At 36.2% G+C, this 23,201-nt stretch carries 25 protein-coding genes; 14 read left to right on the top strand and 11 right to left on the bottom strand.

The features are described from left to right. Nucleotides 1-8: 8 nt before the first annotated feature. Together F8M42_RS03170 and F8M42_RS03175 are read right to left on the bottom strand one after the other, a co-directional pair. Entirely contained in the window at nucleotides 9-536 is a 528-nt protein-coding gene (locus tag F8M42_RS03170) for a LeuD/DmdB family oxidoreductase small subunit (protein ID WP_182187931.1), read from the bottom strand. 14 nt (nucleotides 537-550) lie between these two features. Beyond that, nucleotides 551-1,801 (bottom strand): 3-isopropylmalate dehydratase large subunit, encoded by a 1,251-nt coding sequence (locus F8M42_RS03175; RefSeq protein WP_182187932.1) that lies wholly within the window; start codon nucleotides 1,799-1,801, stop codon nucleotides 551-553. Nucleotides 1,802-1,937: 136 nt separating this feature from the next. On the opposite strand from F8M42_RS03175, the gene F8M42_RS03180 reads away from it, so the two are divergent. After that, a complete protein-coding gene (locus F8M42_RS03180; protein ID WP_182187933.1) occupies nucleotides 1,938-2,915 on the top strand; it encodes a LysR family transcriptional regulator in 978 nt (325 codons plus the stop codon). Between the two features lie 27 nt (nucleotides 2,916-2,942). Here F8M42_RS03180 and F8M42_RS03185 read toward each other — a convergent pair whose 3' ends face one another. Beyond that, complete coding sequence (locus tag F8M42_RS03185; protein ID WP_182187934.1) at nucleotides 2,943-3,497, bottom strand: flavodoxin family protein; 555 nt, start codon at nucleotides 3,495-3,497, stop codon at nucleotides 2,943-2,945. Between the two features lie 70 nt (nucleotides 3,498-3,567). Beyond that, nucleotides 3,568-4,011 carry a MarR family winged helix-turn-helix transcriptional regulator gene (locus F8M42_RS03190; protein ID WP_182187935.1) on the bottom strand — a complete coding sequence of 148 codons (444 nt, stop codon included), beginning with the start codon at nucleotides 4,009-4,011 and terminating at the stop codon, nucleotides 3,568-3,570. An 860-nt stretch (nucleotides 4,012-4,871) separates the two neighbouring features. Here F8M42_RS03190 and F8M42_RS03195 point away from each other — a divergent pair. Then, the gene (locus F8M42_RS03195; RefSeq protein WP_196594192.1) at nucleotides 4,872-5,456 is read left to right on the top strand and encodes a TetR/AcrR family transcriptional regulator; all 585 of its coding nucleotides are present in this window, start codon (nucleotides 4,872-4,874) and stop codon (nucleotides 5,454-5,456) included. Between the two features lie 75 nt (nucleotides 5,457-5,531). Here the strand turns inward: F8M42_RS03195 and F8M42_RS03200 are convergent, their stop codons facing one another. Together F8M42_RS03200 and F8M42_RS03205 are read right to left on the bottom strand one after the other, a co-directional pair. Further along, complete coding sequence (locus tag F8M42_RS03200) at nucleotides 5,532-6,254, bottom strand: DJ-1/PfpI family protein (protein WP_182187936.1); 723 nt, start codon at nucleotides 6,252-6,254, stop codon at nucleotides 5,532-5,534. A gap of 1,250 nt (nucleotides 6,255-7,504) precedes the next feature. Then, entirely contained in the window at nucleotides 7,505-8,473 is a 969-nt protein-coding gene (locus F8M42_RS03205) for an NmrA family NAD(P)-binding protein (protein WP_182187937.1), read from the bottom strand. Nucleotides 8,474-8,622: 149 nt separating this feature from the next. On the opposite strand from F8M42_RS03205, the gene F8M42_RS03210 reads away from it, so the two are divergent. From F8M42_RS03210 to F8M42_RS03260, 11 genes are all read left to right on the top strand, one after another. After that, complete coding sequence (locus F8M42_RS03210; protein WP_182187938.1) at nucleotides 8,623-9,513, top strand: LysR family transcriptional regulator; 891 nt, start codon at nucleotides 8,623-8,625, stop codon at nucleotides 9,511-9,513. Nucleotides 9,514-9,760: 247 nt separating this feature from the next. Beyond that, nucleotides 9,761-10,804 carry a mechanosensitive ion channel family protein gene (locus F8M42_RS03215; protein WP_182187939.1) on the top strand — a complete coding sequence of 348 codons (1,044 nt, stop codon included), beginning with the start codon at nucleotides 9,761-9,763 and terminating at the stop codon, nucleotides 10,802-10,804. Nucleotides 10,805-10,908: 104 nt separating this feature from the next. Next, nucleotides 10,909-11,286: a hypothetical protein gene (locus tag F8M42_RS03220; RefSeq protein WP_182187940.1), complete on the top strand. Its 378-nt coding sequence runs from the start codon at nucleotides 10,909-10,911 to the stop codon at nucleotides 11,284-11,286. Between the two features lie 147 nt (nucleotides 11,287-11,433). Next, a complete protein-coding gene (gene atpB / locus F8M42_RS03225) occupies nucleotides 11,434-12,108 on the top strand; it encodes a F0F1 ATP synthase subunit A (protein WP_182187941.1) in 675 nt (224 codons plus the stop codon). A gap of 68 nt (nucleotides 12,109-12,176) precedes the next feature. Then, entirely contained in the window at nucleotides 12,177-12,425 is a 249-nt protein-coding gene (gene atpE, locus F8M42_RS03230) for a F0F1 ATP synthase subunit C (protein WP_182187942.1), read from the top strand. A 44-nt stretch (nucleotides 12,426-12,469) separates the two neighbouring features. Beyond that, nucleotides 12,470-12,973, top strand: coding sequence for a F0F1 ATP synthase subunit B (atpF, locus tag F8M42_RS03235; protein ID WP_182187943.1), 504 nt, complete (start codon nucleotides 12,470-12,472; stop codon nucleotides 12,971-12,973). Further along, nucleotides 12,967-13,509 carry an ATP synthase F1 subunit delta gene (atpH, locus tag F8M42_RS03240; RefSeq protein WP_182187944.1) on the top strand — a complete coding sequence of 181 codons (543 nt, stop codon included), beginning with the start codon at nucleotides 12,967-12,969 and terminating at the stop codon, nucleotides 13,507-13,509. Before atpF ends, atpH begins: the two co-directional genes overlap by 7 nt. A gap of 19 nt (nucleotides 13,510-13,528) precedes the next feature. After that, complete coding sequence (gene atpA / locus F8M42_RS03245; protein ID WP_182187945.1) at nucleotides 13,529-15,037, top strand: F0F1 ATP synthase subunit alpha; 1,509 nt, start codon at nucleotides 13,529-13,531, stop codon at nucleotides 15,035-15,037. Nucleotides 15,038-15,098: 61 nt separating this feature from the next. Next, nucleotides 15,099-16,070 (top strand): ATP synthase F1 subunit gamma, encoded by a 972-nt coding sequence (gene atpG, locus F8M42_RS03250; protein WP_182187946.1) that lies wholly within the window; start codon nucleotides 15,099-15,101, stop codon nucleotides 16,068-16,070. Nucleotides 16,071-16,085: 15 nt separating this feature from the next. After that, a complete protein-coding gene (gene atpD / locus F8M42_RS03255; RefSeq protein ID WP_182187947.1) occupies nucleotides 16,086-17,498 on the top strand; it encodes a F0F1 ATP synthase subunit beta in 1,413 nt (470 codons plus the stop codon). A gap of 3 nt (nucleotides 17,499-17,501) precedes the next feature. Then, the gene (locus F8M42_RS03260; protein WP_182187948.1) at nucleotides 17,502-17,930 is read left to right on the top strand and encodes a F0F1 ATP synthase subunit epsilon; all 429 of its coding nucleotides are present in this window, start codon (nucleotides 17,502-17,504) and stop codon (nucleotides 17,928-17,930) included. 242 nt (nucleotides 17,931-18,172) lie between these two features. Here F8M42_RS03260 and F8M42_RS03265 read toward each other — a convergent pair whose 3' ends face one another. From F8M42_RS03265 to F8M42_RS03280, 4 genes are all read right to left on the bottom strand, one after another. Further along, on the bottom strand, nucleotides 18,173-19,366 hold the full coding sequence (locus F8M42_RS03265; RefSeq protein ID WP_182187949.1) for an ABC transporter permease: 1,194 nt from the start codon (nucleotides 19,364-19,366) through the stop codon (nucleotides 18,173-18,175). After that, nucleotides 19,345-20,496 carry an ABC transporter permease gene (locus F8M42_RS03270; RefSeq protein WP_182187950.1) on the bottom strand — a complete coding sequence of 384 codons (1,152 nt, stop codon included), beginning with the start codon at nucleotides 20,494-20,496 and terminating at the stop codon, nucleotides 19,345-19,347. Before F8M42_RS03270 ends, F8M42_RS03265 begins: the two co-directional genes overlap by 22 nt. A 176-nt stretch (nucleotides 20,497-20,672) precedes the next feature. Beyond that, the gene (locus tag F8M42_RS03275) at nucleotides 20,673-21,344 is read right to left on the bottom strand and encodes a TetR/AcrR family transcriptional regulator (protein ID WP_182187951.1); all 672 of its coding nucleotides are present in this window, start codon (nucleotides 21,342-21,344) and stop codon (nucleotides 20,673-20,675) included. A 218-nt stretch (nucleotides 21,345-21,562) separates the two neighbouring features. Continuing rightward, nucleotides 21,563-22,147, bottom strand: a complete 585-nt coding sequence (locus F8M42_RS03280; RefSeq protein ID WP_182187952.1) for a helix-turn-helix domain-containing protein — start codon at nucleotides 22,145-22,147, stop codon at nucleotides 21,563-21,565. A 213-nt stretch (nucleotides 22,148-22,360) separates the two neighbouring features. Here F8M42_RS03280 and F8M42_RS03285 point away from each other — a divergent pair, with 213 nt between their 5' ends. Beyond that, on the top strand, nucleotides 22,361-22,639 hold the full coding sequence (locus tag F8M42_RS03285) for a glutaredoxin family protein (protein WP_182187953.1): 279 nt from the start codon (nucleotides 22,361-22,363) through the stop codon (nucleotides 22,637-22,639). A 176-nt stretch (nucleotides 22,640-22,815) separates the two neighbouring features. Here F8M42_RS03285 and F8M42_RS03290 read toward each other — a convergent pair whose 3' ends face one another. Next, the gene (locus tag F8M42_RS03290; RefSeq protein ID WP_182187954.1) at nucleotides 22,816-23,172 is read right to left on the bottom strand and encodes a molecular chaperone Hsp90; all 357 of its coding nucleotides are present in this window, start codon (nucleotides 23,170-23,172) and stop codon (nucleotides 22,816-22,818) included. Nucleotides 23,173-23,201: the final 29 nt, after the last annotated feature.

Here is a 23,201-nt window from a genome sequence, read left to right on the forward strand (position 1 = left end):
ACTTTTATTTAATCAATTTCCATTGAGCAAATCGTTTCTTCCTGCATTTTCCGAATCATGGGAATAATACCGCCATTTTGTAATATATTCATCATATAATCGTTCATTGGTTCTGAATGTGCAGATTTCCCTGTTGTAATATTTTTAATTGTACCTGTTAGAAAATTGACACTTAATTTATCTTTTTGATGGACCATATTATGTATACCTTTACATGTAATCGCTGGAATACCTAAATTTATTGCATTACGATAAAATATACGGGCAAAGGATTCTGCCAATATTGCCCCTACGCCAATCCCTTTCAAAGTCATTACAGCATGTTCACGTGAAGAACCACATCCAAAATTTGTTCCACCGACAATAATATCGCCAACTGTAAATTTTTGTACAAGATCAGGTTGACTGCTGCCACTCATGGCATATTTTTTTATATCGTCCATTTCTGTAAATTCAACATATTTACCCGGATAAATTTGATCAGTATCAATATTATTACCAAACAGATACACGATACCTTTTGCTATTTTTTTCATAGTCAATTTTCTCCTTAAAAACATTCTGCCGGATCAGTTATTTTCCCATACAGTGCAGCAGTTGCTACTGATGCTGGTGAGCCCAGATAAATACGTCCGTTTACATTGCCCATCCGTCCCGGAAAATTGCGATTAGTAGATGATATGCATGTTTCGCCATCTGCAATAAGGCCTTGATGAATGCCCAGGCAGGCTGCACAACCTGGTGCCGTCAGTGTCGCTCCAGCAGCTACAAGTTCTTGGATATAGCCATTTTTTAAACATTCCTGCAGTACAAAGCGTGTTGCCGGTACCAGAATCATACGTGTACCAGTGTGAATTTTTTTGCCGCTTAATATTTTAGCCGCAATTGCAAAATCTTCCGTTCGTCCGCCTGTGCAGGAGCCAAGATAAGCTTGATCTATGTGGATACCAGCAAATTCATTTAAATTGGCTACATTATCCACACTAAATGGTGCTGCAAGTTGTGGTCTGATTTCCGATACATCATATGTGATATCTGCTGCATATTTATAGTCCCTGTCAGTATTATAAATTTTATAATTATGATTTACATGTGCAGCAAGGTATTTCATCGTGATTTCATCAGGCTGTATATAACTTGTTTTTGCTCCCATTTCTGTTGTCATGTTGCAAAGCACCATGCGTTCAGATATATTGAACTCCTTAAGAACCGGGCCAGCAAATTCAACAGCTTTATATACGGCGTAATCAGCTTTTAAATTGCCAATGATATGCAAAATTACATCTTTGGCATAAACTCCTTTTGCCAATTTGCCTGCGAGATTTATGCGAATTACTTCCGGTACTTTAAACCAAAGCCTGCCGGTTACAAGAACTACTGCCAAATCCGTTGCTCCGACACCTGTACCAAAAGCGCCAAAAGCTCCATGCGTATTTGTATGTGAATCAGTGATCGTAATAACCTCGCCAGGATATGATAATCCATAATCTGCCATAAGCTGATGACATACACCCTGATTAATATCCATAAGTTTCTTTATGCCTTGTGATTTGGCAAATTCTCTAAATTTTTTATGATTATCTGCCTGTTTTTCTGTTGCACAGGGTGCATAGTGGTCAAAGAAAATTACAATCTTTTCCGGACTAAAAACTTTTTTCCCGCCCATCTCCCAAAAAGATTTTACGGTCTGATAATAAAGATCATTGATTCCGGCAATATCAATATTACAATTGACAATTTCTCCAGCATGTACAGAGGTTTTACCAGCGTTCACTGCCAATATTTTTTCGATAGCATGCATATTTCAAACTTCCTTTCATATTTCTGAAATTTTCTAACTTTTTCATCTTGATTTTACAGTAGGTACGTTATAAAATCAATTTTATATATTATATAAGTATATAAAATTATTTTATATATAAAAGGACGGTAGTATTATGCAGCAAGAAATGAATTATATTTATGAAGTTTATAAAATGGGTAGTTTTTCTAAAGCAGCAGCTAATTTGTATTTGTCACAACCGGCTTTGAGTATTTCTGTAAAAAAAGTAGAAAAGGAAATTGGCATGCCCATTTTTGATCGAAGTCAGCAACCTTTAAAATTAACTGAAGCTGGTAAAATATATATTCAGAAAATAATTGACATAAAGTTGCTGGAAAATGATTTAGAAAATGAACTGCAGGATATTGCGAAACTGAGTGTTGGTAAATTACGTCTTGGTGGAACACAATATTTTAATTCGTATGTCATGCCAATTGTTATAAAAAAATATATGTACTATTATCCTAAAATCGAATTATCCTTATTTGAAGATAATTCTGGTCTGCTTGATACTAAACTAGCTGACGGTTCAGTCGATATAATGTTTCATTGTGGTTCATTTGATAAAAAGTCTTTTATGGGGACCGATATATTCGAAGATCGTCTGCTTTTGGCTGTGCCTGAGGAATTATTAACAGACAAAAAAACAGCCAATAAAGGATTAACGGCAAATCAGGTAAAAAAGGATATACTTTTTACTAAAGACTGCCCATATGTTCCTTTATCGGCTTTTGCTGATATTCCTTTTTTGATTTTAACTGAAAGCAATAATTTGCATGAACGGTCATTGGCAATTTGTACAGGTGCGGGTTTTATACCTAAAGTACGATTTTATGTTGAACAGTTGGAAACTGCTTATCATCTTGCCTATAATGGTCTGGGCGCAACTTTTATAAGTGATCTTATGATAAAAAAAGCCCCCCGGGATAATATGCTTTATTATAAAATTATTGAACCTGAAGCTATACGCCATTTTCAAGCAGTTATAAGGAGAAAAGGTTATACTTCTTTTGCAATGCAGACTTTTATTAAATTAACTAAGTCTATATGGGTTAATAGATTATCATGCTTACATGTACAAAAAGAGCATTAGAGAGACTATTCAGGCCAATGGGCATAATTATTTTAATTTTCTTCCCATTTCTTCGGCTTTTTTCAATATTTCCGGCTGTTCCATGATATCGTCTTTTTCCCTCAAATTACCGGCAATAATACTGCCGACACTTTCCATACTAAAATAACTAAAGAACTTATCTAAGTATGTCGTTACATTACTGAATTCTTCTGCGGTTGCACCGCTGCTTGTCACTGTGATGTACTTTTTCCCCGGTAGGTATCTTGCAGTAAGATCAGAAGTTAAAAATGGGCGTAAACGATCAAGAAAATTTTTTGTTATACCACTAACTTGCAGCATATATATTGGAGTTCCCAGAATAATACAATCAGCTTTTGCTATTTCTGATAAAAGAGGTGTTAATTCATCATCAATAACGCAAAATTTAACTTTTCCAGACTGGCAGGCATCGCATGCCATACAGTCTGTGTAGTTCATGTTTGATAAATTGTAAATATTAACGTCATGATTACTTTCCTTCGCACTTTTACAAATTGCATTTACTATTTTTGCTGTATTTCCATCTTTTCTTGGACTTCCTATAAATGCTATTATTTTCATTTTGATTCCTCCTAAATAATAATGATTAGCCAGGCTAACTAATTTAGAAAATAAAATTGTCGTGTTAATATTAATCAATTTTTATTAATAAGTGAAGCAAACGAACAACTTCAGCATCAGTTAGTTTTTCAGTAAAGTCAGCACATGTCTGCCAATAACCAGGCAGAACAAGTTTTAGAAGTTGGTGCCCTTTTTTAGTTATTGTTACATTAACCATTCGCTTATCTTTTGGACATATATTTCTTATAATAAGCTGATGTTTTTCCAGCCAAATTAACTGTTTGGTTACAGATGCCCGGCGAATTCCCATTATATTAGCAATTTCCGACGGTTGTAACGATTGATTTGTACTAGTATTGAACAGTAGCAAGAGTAAAGCAAATTTGCTTTCGGTAATATAATATTTTTTTAATATATTATTGATAGATAGCAAAACGTCATCTGATATATGTAACAACACCTCACCTAACTGTGATCTTGTACTGGGGGAAATGGTAATAATGTGTTTTTTCATAAATAAAATCCTTTACTATAATTAGCTTGGCTAATTAGTATTATATAACAAAAAAAGATATTGTCGAGGAAATTTATAAATAAAAAATTTTTTACTAGTATATTAAGTATTATAAATGCAAATAATGTAAATCGAGAATGTAGTATATCGATAAAATGTCACCTAAGGCCTACGTCTCGTTTCCCCACCATATAAAGCAGGAATTGCGTCCTTTATTTCGCCAAAGCAAGTCAATAATTCCCGATTGTGGTCTGGATTACAATAATAGTTCAAGCCTCCACGAAATCCAGCTGCAGAAAAATTATAGCTTAATATCTCAAATTTATTGCTGTTATAAATTACTGGACAGTCGTTGTTTCTCGGCATTAATGCTGCTTTTTATTGAGTAGTTTGATATCAGCAGCAATGTCGGCCAAGGTAATCACACATGCAAGGCAACAGATAAAAGATTGGATTTGAAAAGCTTTGGATTGCCTCTGCCATTTTATTTTGAAATACGCAGGAAACTGCTTGCAATTGGTTTTTAAGAGAGATATTGGATTATTGAAAAAGATGACGAAAAAGTCTGCTTAAAGGTTTTAATACCAGTACCTGCCTGCATGCTGTCATGTCAAAATTATCGTAAATAGAAAATAATTGCTTTTATACCATAAGATTTATCAAAATTAGTTGGTGATTTATTAAAATCCTGAATCAATGATATAATTAATGAAAATGGTAAAACAATATTAAAAAAATAATACAAAACTTTTAATTAATCTATCGCATCGGCGTTTAAAAATATACAGCTTACATTAAAACTATGCTGTGTAATGATTAAACAAGAATAATTGAAAAATTCACTTTTGGAGGGAATCTTGATGGAAAATGCAATAAGCCGAAGAGACAGGAAAAAAATTCAAATATTAAATACTTTAGTTGATATTGCAATAAATTTATTTGTAAATAAAGGATTCGAAGAAACGACTATAGCTGAGATCACAAAATCGGCAGATCTTGGTACAGGTACTTTTTATAATTATTTTCATTCTAAAGAGGATATCATTCAATATGTATTGACTAAAAAGGTTAGTCAAGCTGAAAATTCGCTAGAAAAACTAAACAAGTCAACAATCTCTTCTCAAGAAAAAATTTCACAAATTTTAGTAACATTAGGAAGGATATATGAAGATAATCGGCAATTGTTTGACTTATGTATTAATCATTTAGGCCTAAAACAACCACCGCATGGGCCTCGGTTTAAAGAAATTCTTGTTAATATTATCGATGAAGGTCAAAAAAATGGAGATTTTAAAAAAACTATTCCAATTGAAATAGTTACTGAAACGTTTATGGGGCTGATCAAATCCACTGCGGTCAGTCGTTCGAAAATCTCTTTTATGGAAAACCTTAATTACAAACTAGAGTTATTTTTGAATGGATTAGCGGGGAAAAATAATAAATAGTAAATTTAGGATAATAATTAAACCAGGGCATTAAACAGGTAACGTTTAATGCCCTGGTTTAATTATAAATTTATACTAACAATCATCTAAATTATTAACTTTGTTGCGGGTTGTTTGATAAGCTGTACGCGCTGCATTCAGATAGGTATTAGTCATCTCTTGGTGCTTGTTTGATATTTTTTGTGCAAGCTCGGGACCAGCAAGGCTGGGACTGCCTACTTTAAACTTAGGATGTGGATCGTATTCAAAAGCTAATTCAATCGTTTTTGCTATATCATCTCCACGTAGTGTAGAAATAACTTCAATTGCTGCTTCAAAACATCCATGCGCCGGGCCTGCCGTATACAAATTACCGTCAATAACAACTTCACTGGTCAACACAGGAGTAGCACCAAATTCTTTTAATGAATCTCCTACAGAAAAATTGGAGGTAGCCCGCTTGCCTTCTAAAAGACCCGCACTTCCAAGAACCAGAACTCCATAACAAATGCCGATTATTGCATTGGCATGCTTTGCTTTCTGCTGGACAAATTTTATAATTTCTTGATCTGCCGCACTGTCTGGAGCCATCATACCAATGATTAATACATCAACATCAGGGCATTCATTAAAGGTAGTTGTTGCTGCCATAGGCCAGCCTGTATATGCATTGAAAGGTTCGAGGGTTTTCCATACGAGATATGTTTCTATATTGGGTGATAAGCTAAAAGCGGTATGTGCATTAACTACATCTGGTAAAAAAACGCCTGGACAAACAAGAGTAGCAACTTTTAATTTTTGATTGATTGGTTTTAACATTATATCATCTCCTGATTTATGAACTCATTCATAAATGAATACGTTCATAAATATTATATGATTATATTTTTAGTCCGTCAAGATTTTTGGTATATAAATGATTTATTTTTTTGCAGTTCTCGCTCATAAAACATCATAATGTAGTTTTTCTTTCTCAAAAACAGATGTTATATATTCTCTTGTTTATGATACATGTTAATAAAAAGTTTGTTTGGTTTACAACGTACAATGATTGTTTATTTATTTTCGCTCCGGACATTTTATTTTCAATATGGGGAAACATTGTTTTTAAAACCATAATACAATATGCATTTCATTCAATGGGGCTCTCCTTCAGCGTAGGCGGCGTACTCATTCCCCTGATCGGCTGGTTCGCCGATAGTTATGGACTGACAGCAACCATGGAATTACTCACCATCGTTGCAATATGTGCCGCTATATTTTCGCTCTTTTTGCCAAAACGTTAAAAACAACACCTAAATCTGTTGCTGTGGAAGTTGCATCATCCAAAAGTCAGTGGAAGATAACTGTAAGAAAACTTTAGTGAAATAAAAAAATGAAAATGAACTTCTATAGAAAAGAAAATAAAACTTCAAAATAATATATGAAAAAAATGGGGTTGTGAAATAACATACCTTATTTTGTGGTAAAATTTTATGTAACTAATGAAAAATTTAACCATCGGTTATTTTAAAACAAAATAGGTTGTTTTACCAGCGAGGATATATTTGTCAGTTTATTTTGCACTAAATTTTGATATAGAACCATAGTAACTTTAATCGTGACCAGCGGTCCTTGTCGCCTCCGCATGGAGAGTGTGAATTTTAAGCATCGTCATCCAGATTATTTTTGTCTAATACGAAAAATTGGGACACAAGTATATAGGCTTGTGTCCCAATAATGTATTGAAGAAAAGAATTCATTTGTAAAAATGGGATTATATAGGAATAACGATTGTTATGATTAGCATAAATTCTATGATCATCTATTGGATAATTGGTCAAAGGCATGTTAAATATTTTCGAAGAAGCATTTGGGATGTTTTTTAGTGCGTCTAAAAATTTAAAAAAGTAAGATATTTTATTATTTTAGATTTTGAGAATGTTTTGATAGGCTGTCGCATAGACAGCATTGATTTTATAAGGATGTAACTCACCACTGCTACGCGGTTCCCTGTCCTTTTGAGACCTGACAAAAAGAGTAGAATATTGCATATTTATGAATGAAAATGCTTGCGTACGATATCATTATTATTGATATTTTTTCAAATCCCAATAGTTAGTTATTTTATTTTTCCATACAAAATTATATTTTTGTACTAAATCTGCGATTTTTACAGGAGCATGTCCAGTCAGCTGTTTTATGGTATTAGTTCGAACCGACATCATATTGTCGCGTACGCTGCACTCATTCGTTACCATATCGTTGCCACAAAATGGGACGGGTGATTTACTATAGTCACCATCTGTTGTCCGAGGAATGTGAAGTGAGTCAAGATATGAGAAAAATGTTTTTTCATTGACTGGTTGATATTCGTAATTTATACCTGATACCTGTGCGACCATTGCACAAATTTCTCTTTCGCTCAGAAGATCTCCGCCGGTGACGTCGTAATCTTTATTTTTTTTACCTTTACCAAGCAGTAACGCTGCTGCTACACGTCCTGAATCGTCTTTGGCGACAAAGGTGGCTTTTCCATCTCCGGCAGGAGTTATCCACTTATTGCTGCTTATATTTGCCAAAAAAACCGAGTTTATAAGATAGTTTTCAGCATATAGATTATTTCTCATAATATTATATTCTATACCGCTGGCAGCTATATATTTTTCCGTTTCTGTGTGGTCGGGGATAACATATTGGCTATAATCAGCACGGTTGGCACCCAAAAAAGATGTATAGGTGAGGTGTTCTATACCTGCTTCCAATGTTGCATCAACTACGTTTTTGTGTTGGATAACACGTTGTGGTCCGTTTATTATGCTGGAAACGATATAGATCCTGTTACCACCCTTAAATGCCAGTACCATACCTTTTTTGTCATTATAATCTGCTTCACGTACGCTTACACCTTTTTCTTCCCAACGCTGCCGTTTTTCCTGAGACAGGTATTTATGATTGCGGCATGTAAATATCAAATTATTGCCGGGAACGCTATTGAGCATATTTTCGGCCACACGTCCTCCAAGTTGTCCGTCTACGCCGGTGACAATATATTTCATATATAATCGTCCTTTCTTAAAATATGATATTTTATAATCAATAAAATAATTTTATCAGTTTACAAATTGAAAATGAAATTGAAATATGTTATCTTTAATAAAATCTTTTTATAAATGAAGGGAAATTTTATAAATGAAGGGAAATTATTTTGAATACAAGGCAATTGGAATGTTTTACAAAACTTGCGGAAACACTCAATTTTTCCAGAACGGCGAAGTGTCTATATACTACACAACCTTCTGTTACATATCAAATAAATGCATTAGAAAATGAACTTAAATTAAAATTATTTCTTAGAAACAAAAGAAGAGTCGAGTTGACATCGGCAGGAAAAGTTTTTTATGATGATATAAGAGAAGTTCTCATAAAAATTAATATTGCTGTGACAAAGGCAAAGAATTATTCTCAGAATTTTAATAGCAGTTTATCTGTGGGATATGATAGTAATATCAATATGGGATATATACCGGCTATTTTGAGAGAGTGCAAAAGAAAACAGCCGCAAATATATATTTATTTGAGACAGTTTTTTTATGAGGAAAAAATAGTAAAATTTTCTAATTATAAGCTGGATGTGATTTTTACGGTAAAAGAAAGCGTTGTAAATTTACCAGATGTTAATTACAGGGAATTATGTATCAGCCATTTTGTCTGTGTTTTACCTGTCAATCATCCATTTGCAGGCAGAAAAACTGTTGAAATAAAAGATTTGCAGGCACAGTCACTCATTGTGCTGGACCCTTTGAAAAGACCGAGTGAGATGGTCTGCATACAAAATGAAATACAAGTTCAGTGTACCAATACCCATATTTATTTCAGTGATAGTGTAGCTACTGCTTATGCAATGATAAAGGGTGATATGGGGATTGCTGTTATGCCTGATTTTGTGTGCCAAACAGGCAATGGGTTAGCAATTATTCCGCTGCTTTTTGAACCTTCTGTTTCTTATGGTATTGCATGGCATGCAAGTGACACCAAGCAGGAGACAAAAAAGTTTATTGATATTACAACGAATTTATATTTAAATAAAGATTGTTGATCAATATGCATAGGTCGTAAGTACAGCTTTGTAAATTTTGTGTATTAGTAGTATTCAGTACGTTTTTTATATGCAGCGTCTTTTTACTGCGGTTCAGTTCGATTTTTAGTTGCTATATACATGAAAGGGTTAAGTTTCATCGTATTACAGATAAAAGGCAATGATTGTAAACAATAAATCGATTTGATAAAATTAATACTAGTAATGTATACTTATAACTATAATTAATTATTGGAAGAGGTGGCCTATGGATATAGCGGTGGCTTTTAGTGACTGGCATTACTGGATGGAGTTACTTATTGTTCCTTTTTTTATATTGATAGCAGCTTTTACTATCGGCAAGCTGATAAATAAATTTATTAATAAAAAATTACATGAACATATCGAAAAACATACATGGCCATATGTTTTTGCCAATGCTGTACGAGGATTGCCTGTGGCATGGTGTATGGGAGTGGGTCTTTATTGGACAATTCATTCGATAAAAGGAATTGATCCGACGCTAAGCATGTTGTTTTCTGCATTTTTATATGCTGTCATTGTATTTTCTATAACACGAGTCGTTTCACGAACTGTATCAGGAATAATCGATTTGCATATTCAGCGTTCTGAGGAAAATGTGCAGGCAACATCTCTTCTTAGCAATATAGTCGCCTTTATAATATACGCGACTGGATTGATGATAATCTTGCAATATCTTGGAATATCAGTAACACCGTTTTTGACAGCATTAGGTGTTGGTGGTATGGCAGTGGCTTTAGGACTGCAGGATACTTTGGCAAATATTTTTGCAGGTGTTTATATAATTTTATCGCGGCAGCTGCAAATATATGATTTTGTTAAATTGAGTAATGGCAGTGAGGGACAAGTAGTCGATATCACGTGGCGGTTTACTAAAATACAGTCAACGTCCAATAATATTATTATTGTCCCAAATAAAGAAATCGCTTCTTCTACAATAATTAATTATAATATGCCGGCAAAAGAGATCTCTATCGGAATTACTATAGGGGTAAGCTATGACAGTGATTTGGATTTTGTGGAAAAAATAACTTTGGAGGCTGCCCGGTCTGTTTTAATGAAGATAGAGGGAAAAGTTGAATTTGAACCGGTGGTGCGATTTTTTGAATTTGCCGATTCGAGTATTAAATTTAATATATATGTAAAATCCACCAATTTTTTGAATCAGTATGTGATAAAACATGAACTGATCAAGGCGATTAGCAGCCGTTATCATCAGGAAAATATCAATATTCCGTTTCCTGTTCGTGAAATTATTTCTCATAAGTAAAGGTTATATTTCTTTGTATACAATGTTCTTGTGATAATGTCTGGAATATGCTATATTTAATTTAGTTCGTTTTTTTATGTACATTTATGAAAGGCAGACATAGTATGCAGGATTTTATGGCTGCACGTGGCCGGATAATTATAAGGACGATTGCTGTCATAACATTGATACTAGGCTTGGGATTGTATGTGAAATCGCAGCTTTATTTGCTTTTGGCGGTAATTGGCGGATATTTAACAGCAATGTATTATGTTTTTATGCTGGCGGCGCGGCTGCAAAAAACGATGCTGTATTTGCCAAATAAGGCGAAGCAGAAGGCATGGATGGGAACGATAATGCGGTTTACAATGTTGTTGTTGGTTTTGCTGCTGGCAGTGAAATTATCAATAACGATTTTTTTCGCTGTTGTTATTGGTTTTTTTATCATGGATATTATAGTGTTTATTAATATAATAATATTTTCTTATAATAAGAAAACTTAAATAGATTTATATCATTTTACATTTGTAAAGTGATTATAAATAAAATTAAATCATTATCCAAATTGACATGATGTTTATTTAGTCGGATAGACATCATTGCAGCACATAAATGGCTGTTGGATAAAATCCATTGTAGGGAGTGGTTTTATGGTTGAAAGCGCGGCTCATGAATTTATGTTGTTTGGGTTATCCTTTAATGCGGAAACTTTGGAAATGACATGGATGGTCATGGCTGTAGTTCTTATTCTTTCTATAGTTGCTACCCGCAACATGAAATTGGTTCCAACCGGAATGCAAAATATCTTTGAGATGGTTATAACTGGTTTAAACGACCAGATTAATGCCAGTATTGGTAAGCGTGGCAGTTTATTTGCTCCGTTTTTAATCTCATTGTTTTTGTTTTTGCTGATTTCCAACTGGTGGGGATTGATTCCGGGGATGGCATCACCGACAAATACACTTAATACTAATCTGGGGTTAGCGTTATTGGTAGTTGTGATGCTGCATGTATTAGGTTTTTATTATAAAGGGCCCAGATACTTAAAACATTTTTTTGAACCATTTGCCTTTTTTGTAGTAATAAAGCTTATAGAAGAAGTAGCCAAACCGATAACACTTGCCTTTCGTTTATTTGGTAACATTTTTGCGGGTGAGCTGCTCATTCATATCTTACCGCACCTGCTTCCGAATATAATAGCTGAGGTTATTCCTGGTGTATTATGGCTGGGATTCAGTGTGTTTGTCGGCGGAGTCCAGGCATTTGTATTCACGATGCTGTCTACTTCTTATCTTGCCGAAAGTATTAGAGATGAGGATGAATAAGGTCTCTGAAAATCTTGCACGGCATAAATACAATATAAAATTTTTACATTTTTAAGGAGGATTTTTTAATGGAAAGTTCAATCGCAATAGCAGCAGCATTAGTGGGAGTCGGTGTCATGCTGGGATTAGCTGCTTTAGGTGCTGCTTTAGGTGATGGGTTAGTAACTGGTAAAATGGTTGAAGGGATTTCCCGCCAGCCGGAAGCTAAGAGCACGTTGTTTATGAATACATTGATTTCCGTCGGGCTTATTGAATCAATGCCTATTATTGCACTGGTTGTTGCGCTTATCATATTGTTCGCGATAAAAGTTCTCTAAATTTTAAACATCGATTGAGTTTATGAAAAAGGGGGACAGGTGAATTGATTAATATTGATGGAACGCTTTTGGCGCAACTCGTCAATTTTATTGTACTGGTCATCCTGCTTAAGAAATTTGCTTATAAACCGATCATGAAAATGCTTCATGATCGTCAGGCTAAAATCGCCAATTCAATAGAATCAGCAGAAAATGACGAAAAGAAAGCCCAGCAGGTTTTAGGAGAATATCAAAAACAGCTCGCTGATGCACGTGTTTCGGCTCAGAGTATAGTTGATAAGGCTATGAAACGTGCTCAAGAAGAGCATGATGCTTCTATAGCACAGACAAAGCAGGAAATTGAACAAATGCGCAAGAATGCTAAAGAAGATATCGCACGTGATCGTGAACGTGCTGCCATGCAGTTGAAAGGTGAAGTGGTTTCTTTGTCTATGGCGGCGGCAAGTAAGATAATTGCTGCGAACATGGATGAATCTGCCAATAAAAAACTGGTGGGAGATTTCATCGAGAAACTTGATAAAGATAAGCTGGGTGGCTTATCATGTTAAATATTTTATTGGCAAAGAAATATGCTGCAGCTATGTTTGAACTGGCACAGGAAGAAAATAAACTGGCTCAAAGTGATAAACAATTGGCTCAAATTGGTAGATTATTTGATGAATGTGTAGGATTGAAGGCATTTATGGACAATCCACAGGTTGCTATACAAGCTAAAAAAGAACTTATGAAGAAAATCCTGTCTGATGATTTTGATCAGTCAGTGGTTAACTTTATGCTGCTGTTGGTTGATAAACATCGTATAACATTGCTGACAGAGATTATCACAAGTTTTCACGCTCTTTCCAACGAAGCACAAGGTATTCAGCTTGCCTATGTAAGAACGGCTGTGGCTTTGACAAATGACCAAAAGGCTGGCCTCGTAAAAAAATTGGAAAATGTAACAGAAAAGCGCATCCAGTTAAGAGAACGTATTGATCCGTCGCTTATTGGCGGTATCGTTATAAAAATAGGTGATAGACTTATTGACGGCAGCGTTGTAGGCCAAATCAAATCTATAAAGAAACAACTGATGGCAAATTGTTGATTGGGGTGACTAACTTTTTATGAAAATGAATCCTGAGGAAATAACAGCCATTATCAAGGATCAGATCAAAAACTATGATGTTGATTTGAATGTTGATGATGTCGGTACTGTCATGGAAATTGGTGACGGCATAGCTCACATTCATGGTCTGGATAAGGCAATGTCAGGCGAACTTCTTGATTTTGGTAATGATATTTACGGCCTTGTTTTGAATTTGGACCAGGATAGTGTCGGTGCAGTTTTACTTGGCGGTGAATATAAAATTAAAGAGGGTATGACCGTAAAACGCACGGGCAGAATCATGCAGGTACCTGTTGGTGAAGCAATGATCGGCCGTGTTGTTGATGCCCTTGGTCGGCCTATTGATGGCAAGGGACCTATCAATAGCACTGAAAATCGGCCAGTAGAATATCCAGCTCCGGGGATTGCTGATAGAAAATCTGTACATGAACCACTTCAGACAGGGATAAAAGCCATTGATGCATTGGTGCCTATTGGGCGCGGTCAGCGTGAACTTATAATTGGTGACCGTGGTACTGGTAAAACAGCTATAGCTGTAGATACCATTTTAAACCAAAAAGGTGAAAATTGTATTTGTGTATATGTAGCAATAGGACAAAAGGCGTCTACAGTTGCCCGGGTAGTAAAAACTCTGGAAGATCATGGCGCCATGCAGTATAGTATTGTCGTTGCAGCGACCGCAGCTGACAGTGCGCCTTTGCAGTATATCGCACCTTATGCTGGTGTATCAATGGCCGAGTATTTTATGTATAAGGGTAAGCATGCTTTGTGTGTATATGACGATTTATCTAAACATGCGGCAGCTTATCGGGCAATGAGCTTGTTGCTGCGCAGACCACCAGGGCGTGAAGCTTATCCTGGGGATGTATTTTATTTACATTCAAGGTTGTTGGAACGTGCTGCAAAATTATCCGATGAACTGGGTGGCGGTTCAATAACGGCATTGCCGATAATCGAAACACTGGCGGGTGATTTATCCGGTTATATCCCGACTAATGTCATCTCCATTACTGATGGACAGATAATGCTGCAGACAGAAATGTTTTACTCAGGGGTGAGACCTGCTATAGACGTTGGCCTTTCAGTTTCCCGTGTTGGTGGCAGTGCGCAGATAAAGGCAATGAAACAAGTAGCTGGACGTATGCGTCTTGATCTTGCGCAGTATCGTGAATTGGCGGCATTTGCTCAATTTGGTTCTGATCTTGATAAAGATACAAAGGACCAGCTGGACCGTGGCGCCCGCATGGTGGAAACGTTGAAGCAGGCGCAGTATTCACCATTGAATGTAGCTGAACAAATATTGGTTATTTTTACAGCTGTACGTGGATTTTTAACTGATGTTCCAGTAGAAAAAGTAACGGTATTTCAACGTGATTATCTTAAGTTCATTAATTCGTCACATGCTGAGCTGATCGAGCAAATCAACAAACAGCAAAAACTTGATGATGATTTAGAGGAAAATATTAAAAAATCTATAGAAGAGTTTAAAGCATCATATACCGTTTGATATATGAGAATTTATTTTTGATAAATAATTGAATCAATATAAAGGGCGAGGTGATTAACCTTTGGCCAGCTTACAGGATATCCGCCATCGTGTAAAAAGTGTAAAAAGTATTGAACAGATAACTAAGGCTATGAAAATGGTGGCGTCGGCGCGATTGCGCAGGGCTCAGATGGCAGCTATCGCTAATAGACCCTATACAGAGAAAATGTATCAGGTTATCGGTGATATAGCTGCCAGTAATAATGGACTCACGCATCCGCTGCTGGAAGTGCATGATACTGGGAAAACTCTGTTCGTTATACTTTCTTCCGATAAGGGACTGGCTGGTGCTTATGCCAGCAATGTTTTTAAAGAAGCGAAGATTCATGTTACAGGGACAGCAGAGGCAGAAAATTTTGTACTGGAACATGAAAAAGCAGATAAGGGTAATATTAATAAAACATTTGTTTCAGAACAAAATTCTGATATTGGTAAAGACTTTGTAACAGTGAATTCGGTTAACCTTGATATAATAAGTGTTGGGCGTAAAGCAACGGAGCATTTTAAGAATCATGGCTACAATGTTGTAAAGAGTTATATAGATTTTAGTGAACGCCCCAGATACGATGATGCGCGTAAAATCGCATCAGAAGTAATGGAGCAGTTTACAAAGGGTAAATATAAAGATGTATATATGATTTATACACGGTTTATTTCGGCGATTTCGGCTGTGCCGGAAACTGTGAAATTGTTACCATTGGAAAATATTGGTAAAGAGGAAGCAAAAAAACCGGCGGCTGAATATATTTATGAACCATCGGCAGAAGATGTATTAGGTTTTTTGTTACCACAATATTTTATAACAATGGTGTATGCCGCATTATTGCAGGCAGCAGCTAGTGAGTTGTCAAGCAGAATGACTGCTATGAGTAATGCGACAGATAATGCCCAGGATTTGATGGCACGACTGGATCTATATTATAATAAGGTTCGTCAGGCCAATATTACCCGCGAAATCACCGAAATTGTGGGCGGTGCAGAAGCACTGAAGTGAGGAGGTTTTTAATCGTTGGCTAAGGGTAAAATTGTACAGGTCATAGGGCCTGTAGTAGATATTGAATTTCCTGCCGAAGAGTTGCCATCAATTTTAAATGCTATTACCATAAAAGGTAAGTCCGGCGATATTGATATAAATCTGACTGTAGAAGTAATGCAGCACCTGGGTGATGGAATAACCCGGTGTATAGCAATGAACTCTACGGATGGATTGACACGCGGTATGGAAGCTGTTGACACTGGTTCCCCAATTAAAGTACCAGTGGGTGAAGAAACATTGGGACGTGTTTTTAATGTATTAGGGCAGACAGTGGATCACAATCCGGCACCTGTCGGTAATAAAGAGTTCTGGCCTATACATAGACCTGCTCCGAAATTTGATGAACAAGAAACATCAACACAGATTTTGGAAACAGGTATAAAAGTTGTTGACCTTATTGCACCATATTCCCGTGGTGGGAAGATAGGTTTATTCGGTGGTGCAGGTGTTGGCAAGACCGTTCTTATCATGGAGCTTATTCATAATATTGCAACACAGCACGGTGGATATTCTGTATTTTCTGGTGTTGGTGAACGTACTCGTGAGGGCAATGACCTTTGGTCAGAAATGACGGAATCAGGTGTAATTAATAAAACAGCGCTGGTATATGGACAGATGAATGAACCACCAGGGGCTCGTATGCGAGTAGCTTTGACTGGTCTTACAATGGCTGAATATTTCCGTGATGTACAGCATCAGGATGTATTGCTGTTTATTGATAACATATTCCGCTTCATTCAGGCTGGTTCTGAAGTTTCGGCATTGCTGGGTCGTATGCCGTCAGCTGTTGGCTATCAGCCTACTCTTACAACAGATGTGGGAGCATTGCAGGAACGTATTACTTCAACTAAGAAAGGTTCCATAACTTCTGTTCAGGCAGTATATGTCCCGGCAGATGACTTGACTGACCCGGCGCCTGCAGCTACATTTACTCATCTTGATGCAACAACAGTATTATCACGTCAGATCGCTGAATTAGGTATATATCCGGCAGTTGATCCACTTGATTCTACTTCACGCATTCTGGATCCGCATGTAATTGGGGAAGATCATTACGAAGTTGCCCGCGGAGTTCAGGCTGTATTGCAAAAGTATAAAGAATTGCAGGATATAATAGCTATCCTGGGCATGGAAGAATTGTCTGATGCAGATAAACTTACAGTTGCCAGGGCTCGTAAAATTCAGAGATTTTTGAGTCAGCCGTTTTTTGTGGCCGAACAATTTACCGGAAGCCCCGGTAAATATGTCCCGCTTAAAGAAACTATCCGTGGTTTTAAGGAAATATTGGAAGGTAAATACGATGATCTGCCAGAAAGTGCATTTTATATGGTTGGCAGTATAGATGAAGCCGTAGAAGCAGCAAAAAAAGCAAAACAGGAGGCATAGTCCATGGCAACAGTTAATTTGGAAATTGTCACTCCTAATAAAAAGGTTTATTCTGAGAATATTGGAATGGCCATTGTTCGCTCTACGGGTGGTGAGCTGGGCATTTTACCCAAACATGCCCCGTTGGTGACAGGTATTTTGCCACACGCTATGCGTGTGAAAAAAGAAGACAGCAGTGAAGAACTCATTGCTGTCTGTGGTGGATTTATGGAAGTGAAGCCTGATAAAATCACAGTCCTGGCATCTGCAGCTGAATTGCCAATAAATATCGATGTCAATCGTGCCAAAAAAGCATATGGTAGGGCAAAAGAACGACTTGATGCATTGCAAAAATCTCAGGAAGAATATAAAAATATTGATTCAATGCGTGCGCAAGCCGCCTTGGAACGTGCAAAAGCACGGTTAAAGGCTACAAAAAATCCTATAGATTAGTTTTGTAACGGAGTAAACAGTAATGTATTACTCCGTTATTTTATAGGGTGTGCCGGGCATTATTCAATTAAAATAGGCTGTTGTATGAATGGCATTGATTTTGCAAAAAAGCAACCAACCTCCGTTATCGCTATGTGGTTCCTGCTCATTTAAAGACAGACAAAGAAAGTAAAATACTCATATTCATGAATGAAAATGAGTATGGGTAACAACTCTTTTACTATAAAGCACATATTTTTGCATTAAGGAATAATAAATTTATTTTTGATAGCTATTCTCGTTTCCTTTAATCCATTGTCATAAGTAATATAAGCTAGTATGCTGCAAATAATTCCCAATATTATTAAGGCCAGTATACTTTGCTTCAAATGTGGTGACTCACCGGAAAGAAACAATTCTCTGGCAGTATTGGATAACCATGATAATGGAAATGCAGCTGCAAGAGTCTGCATGACTGGCGGCATTGATGCAGCAGGCCAGGTATAGCCGGAAAAAATAAACGCTGGGACAGGATACATAATAATACCACGCACAAACTGCATTTCTTTGCGGAATAAAGAAGCAAAAAATGTACAAAAGGCTATAGCAGAAAAGCAAAAAGCTGCTCCTAGTATAGATATTTGCCATAATGGTGCTTTTATAGGAATACCCCATAATACATGGCAGAGAAAAACAACCATACCGTATGAAAACATGGATAAAATCCAGTAAAATATATACTTTATCAACAATAATTGTTCTGTTTTGAATTTACTGCGCAGTTCCGGGTGTTCGTATTCATAAGTTGTTGAAGCACCCACACTGAAAAATATACCTTGTTGGAATGCTACAAGAGCCAGCCCTATAAGAAAGAATAGAGTATAGCCTTGCGTGGAGTTGTTGAGAATGCGAAAATTATATTGTATGGGAGCAATGCGCTGCAGTGCGGTCTGTTGATCCAGGGAATAGCGTAATGCCGCTTGCTGGCTTGCTAATCGATCAGAAAAATGTGTTGTGATGTTTTGTGCCGCTGAACTGGTAACATTAGTTAGGATAATATTGGAACCATTAACCATAAAAAGTAAAGTGGATGAGTCTCCAATTGTGATTTTTTGAGAAAAATCTTTAGGAATTTCTATGGCAGCATAAACTCGTTTTTCCTGTAGAGCTGATAACATTTCTTCTTTTGAGGCGGCATAGCTTATTACGTGAAAACTGTCACTGTCTTCAAATTCTCGAGTAAGCTGACGACTTATGGCAGATTGGTCGTTATCATAAATAATACAGGGAACATGTGTTATGATGTTGGGAACATACAAAAGACCAAATATAATGAGATAGGCTGCTGCAGCACCAAAAAGAAATATGAAACGTCTGATATCATGAGTGCACTGTTGCCATTCCCGCTGAAAAAGATTTATCATGAGCTGCATGGTCAGTTTTTCTCCTTTTTCCATTCATAGTGTCTGCGGACAGCAACAATCAAGGTAGCCAATAATGCTGCAATACATCCATTAGCAAACATTATCATACAATCATGCCATAGGTGAGGTGCATATCCTGCTAATAAGATATCACGCAGGTTATCTCCAGCCCAGGACATAGGAAGAAATAAAGAAATAGTTCCCGCAATGGCGTTCATATCAAATGACGGCCAAGACAGGCCACTGTACAAAAGGCCTGGCATGATGTACACCATCGGAACTTGAAGAGATAAAATTCGGGATGGGCAGCAAGATGAAAATAGCATAAGTACACAAAGCACAAAGAATGAAAATCCGCCGGCCAGACAAAGTGCTTCGCTCCAGTTGCCATGCATTGGTATATCAAAACAATATATGAGGACGAAAAGGGATAAAGCGAAAGATATAAGGCTGGTAAACCAGTATGGCATAATTTTACCCATGTCGATAGATAATGAAGAATATTCTCTGCCATAGCGGCGACGGAGTATTTCCGTTACAATAGTGGGAGAGAAGGCAAGCATAAGTCCGATTTGAAATCCGTTGAGCATGAGACCTGACAACATAAAAGAACCATAACCATTAATTGGGTTGTTGAGAATACGTACTCCAAGATGTATTGGATAAACTGCATTTATGGCATTTTGCGGGAGAAATCCACCAGCTTCAAGTATTTGTGAACCAACTGCCAGCGAAAAAGTCCTGTTTATTTCTTGGGCAGAACTTATGGCTGCATTACCGAACATATTATTTGTTGAATTGACGATAAACAATATATTAGCTTTTTGTCCCAATTTTACTCGTTTTGAAAAATCATTAGGAATATCGAGGGCAATAAGTACTTTGCCTTCCAAAATTTGATTCTCCAAATCTTCCTGTGATTGTACATAAGTAATAATATTGTATCGTTCTGAATCATTGTATGCCTGGATGAGTGCCCGGCTTAATTTGCCTTGATCCTGGTCATATACAGCCATAGGAATATTATTGACAACGTTTTTTTCATATATGATGCCGAAAAGTATAGTGAACAATAATGGTACAAAAAAAATTATAAAAATAATAGGAAAACGGCCGCTAAAAATATACCTTGTTTCATCACGTAAAACAGTAAGAAAATTCATGAGATATCACCTGTAGCCTTAATTGTATTTGTAATAGAGCCGGATATTATACTGACTCAAAGTTTATTTGCAGCAATACAGTATAAGTTATTAATTTGGCTGGATTGAAGTTATTTTAATAATATATTGAACGTGTTCAAAAAATGAATAAAAAATATTGATATATGCAGATTAATTCATTTTTCAACTGGATAATCCCGCAAGTGGTTACCAATCCGCGACCATTCATCAGTTAAATTTTCAATTCTGCTAATTACATGAGTGATCTCGGACTGTTCAAAACCGAGAATATAAAGAGCTAAAGTAATACACTGATGACAACTTATCTGGTGATTTATTGGCCGTGTAAAATAAAATTCGGCAATGCAGCTTCGCATAGCGCCCTTGATAAGCAATGTCTTATGAAAGTAATCCTCTCTGGAACAGGCATGTTTTGTACCTGTAAATAGTGCCATTGCTAAATCTGTGAATTGTATTACCAATTGTTCAAATATCATGCGGGAGGAATATCCAGCAAAGTAACATTCCCGGACAATGGCATCGTTCTCTACAGCTTTTAGTTCCACAGCGCACACAGCTGCATAACGAAATTCAGGGGATTCTTCAGCGTAAATATCATCAATTTTTTTAATACAATTTTTAGTCAAAGATAAAATCAGGGCCTGAAAAATATCTTCTTTATTTTTATAAAGATAGTAGATACTTCCGGTTAATATACCGGATTTTTCCACAATTTGCCGAATAGTAGTCTTTTTATATCCTTGATGAGTGAAAAGATCCTTAGCACTGTTTAAGATTTTGTGCCGGACTTCTGTTAAATGGTCTTCCGAACGCTGCCGTTTTCTCATATTTTTCCTCCTGTTGTTGAATATGTTCTAGTAAATGATAAGATGAAGTTATACTTTTGTCAAGAATTTAATTAGGCAATGCTGAATTTTAGGTATCTATGTAAATTGTAATAGCGATTATAAGTAAAAAATTATATATAAAATATTTGAAGAGAAAATTTGTTTGTAAAAACTCACAGTTTAAATCGGGGAAATAAATAGACTGTGAGTTTTTTTTGTTAGATCAATTGATAAAATAAGCCATGTATAGTGCAATACCATATCAGTATTCCATGACCTCTTTTTGGAATTCGTACATCTAAGTCCCATTCGGGATATTGCTTGAGTAAATTGATTTGGCCTCCTGCAGTAAATGCAACAAATGAAATATAATGCGTTTTTGCCATAGGATGATTACTGGTAATATGCCAGTCGTCCTCTATGAATTGTACTGATAATTTTTCATTTTCCGGAGCTTTTTTAACAGTTTGTTCTCTTAATTGTTTGCCGCAGCATGAAACCGTTGCTCTACCAGTACAAAGTGAAATATTGTTGCATGACGGACAGATATAATATTTTGTATTTTTCATATTACCAGCTACAATATCATTTGGAGTTATATCACCAAGCAATAATTTCTGTGTGTCCACATTAAGAATATTCGAAAGTTGAGCTATAAGTGAAATATCTGGCCATCCCAGATTGCGTTCCCATTTGGAAACGGTCTTATCACTAATATTCATTTTATCTGCAAGTTGTTTTTGTGTCATATTTGCTTTTTGCCGCAATATGCGAATTACATTTCCTATTTTATTATTTTCCATTGAACAGTACCTCCATATTGAATTGTATAAAACTTTCGATTGTTTTTCAATAAACTTTCCGTAGAGTAAGACAAAAAGTATTCAACGGCAGGAGAGTTATTGAAAGATTAGGCGATATGCTCAATGGAAAAGTATTTTGCAGTATGAACATAATTGACAATACCTGAGAATTAAAGTACGCTATAACATATTAACATAAAGGGGGGATTACACATGAAAACAATTACGGCATTTTACTTGACAGATTGTCCTTATTGTCATAAAGCCAAGAAGGCTATTAAAGAATTGATAATGGAAAATGAAGATTATTCAGCTGTTCCTATTCAATGGCATGAGGAAAATGAAGAACCTGACGCCATAAAAGGATATAAATATTATTATGTGCCTTCTTTATTCATTGGCAGGGAAAAATTATATGAGGCTCAACCGGGACAAAGCTATGAAGAAATAAAAAAATATGTAAAAACAGCACTTGATAAAGCATTAAGTTAAGAGAATACAGCTCAAATAATAAAAGCGGGGCTGTCACACCGACGACATCGATCTCATAAAAAATGTAGCTTACCCTCATAGGGTTTTTTGTTTTCCTGGAATAGACAAGGAAAATGGGACAGCATTATTTGTGAATTGAAATGTTTGCATGTGGCAGCCCTGTTTTATGGTTTGTTTTAAAGAAGCATATTTGCTTTACTGAGAATGGCAGCTGCAGCCGTACAGGCTGGACAATCACAATATTTTGCTCCGGCAGATTGGATCTGCCTGGCATGAGCCGCAATATTTTTAGCCGTATCTGTACCAAAAACTTGTGCGCCTTTGTCTGATTCAACGAAGGCAATCAACATATTTATCGGCATGATATCGGCTTTTAGTTCAGTAATATATTTTTTTGTTTCAGCTGCCTGCTGGTTTGTACCGATGGCGGCTAACCAGGCATGAGCTGCTGCTTTTGCCTCATTGCAGCATGACGGGGCGTTTATTAAGTCATGTGTTCTGTCCGTTATATAGTCCAATAATTTTTTGTCCATAGTTGACATCTCCATTTTTTATTGTTTGT

Origin of the sequence: Pectinatus frisingensis (assembly GCF_014076555.1) — a bacterium.
Classification (GTDB): Bacteria; Bacillota; Negativicutes; order Selenomonadales; family Selenomonadaceae; genus Pectinatus; species Pectinatus frisingensis.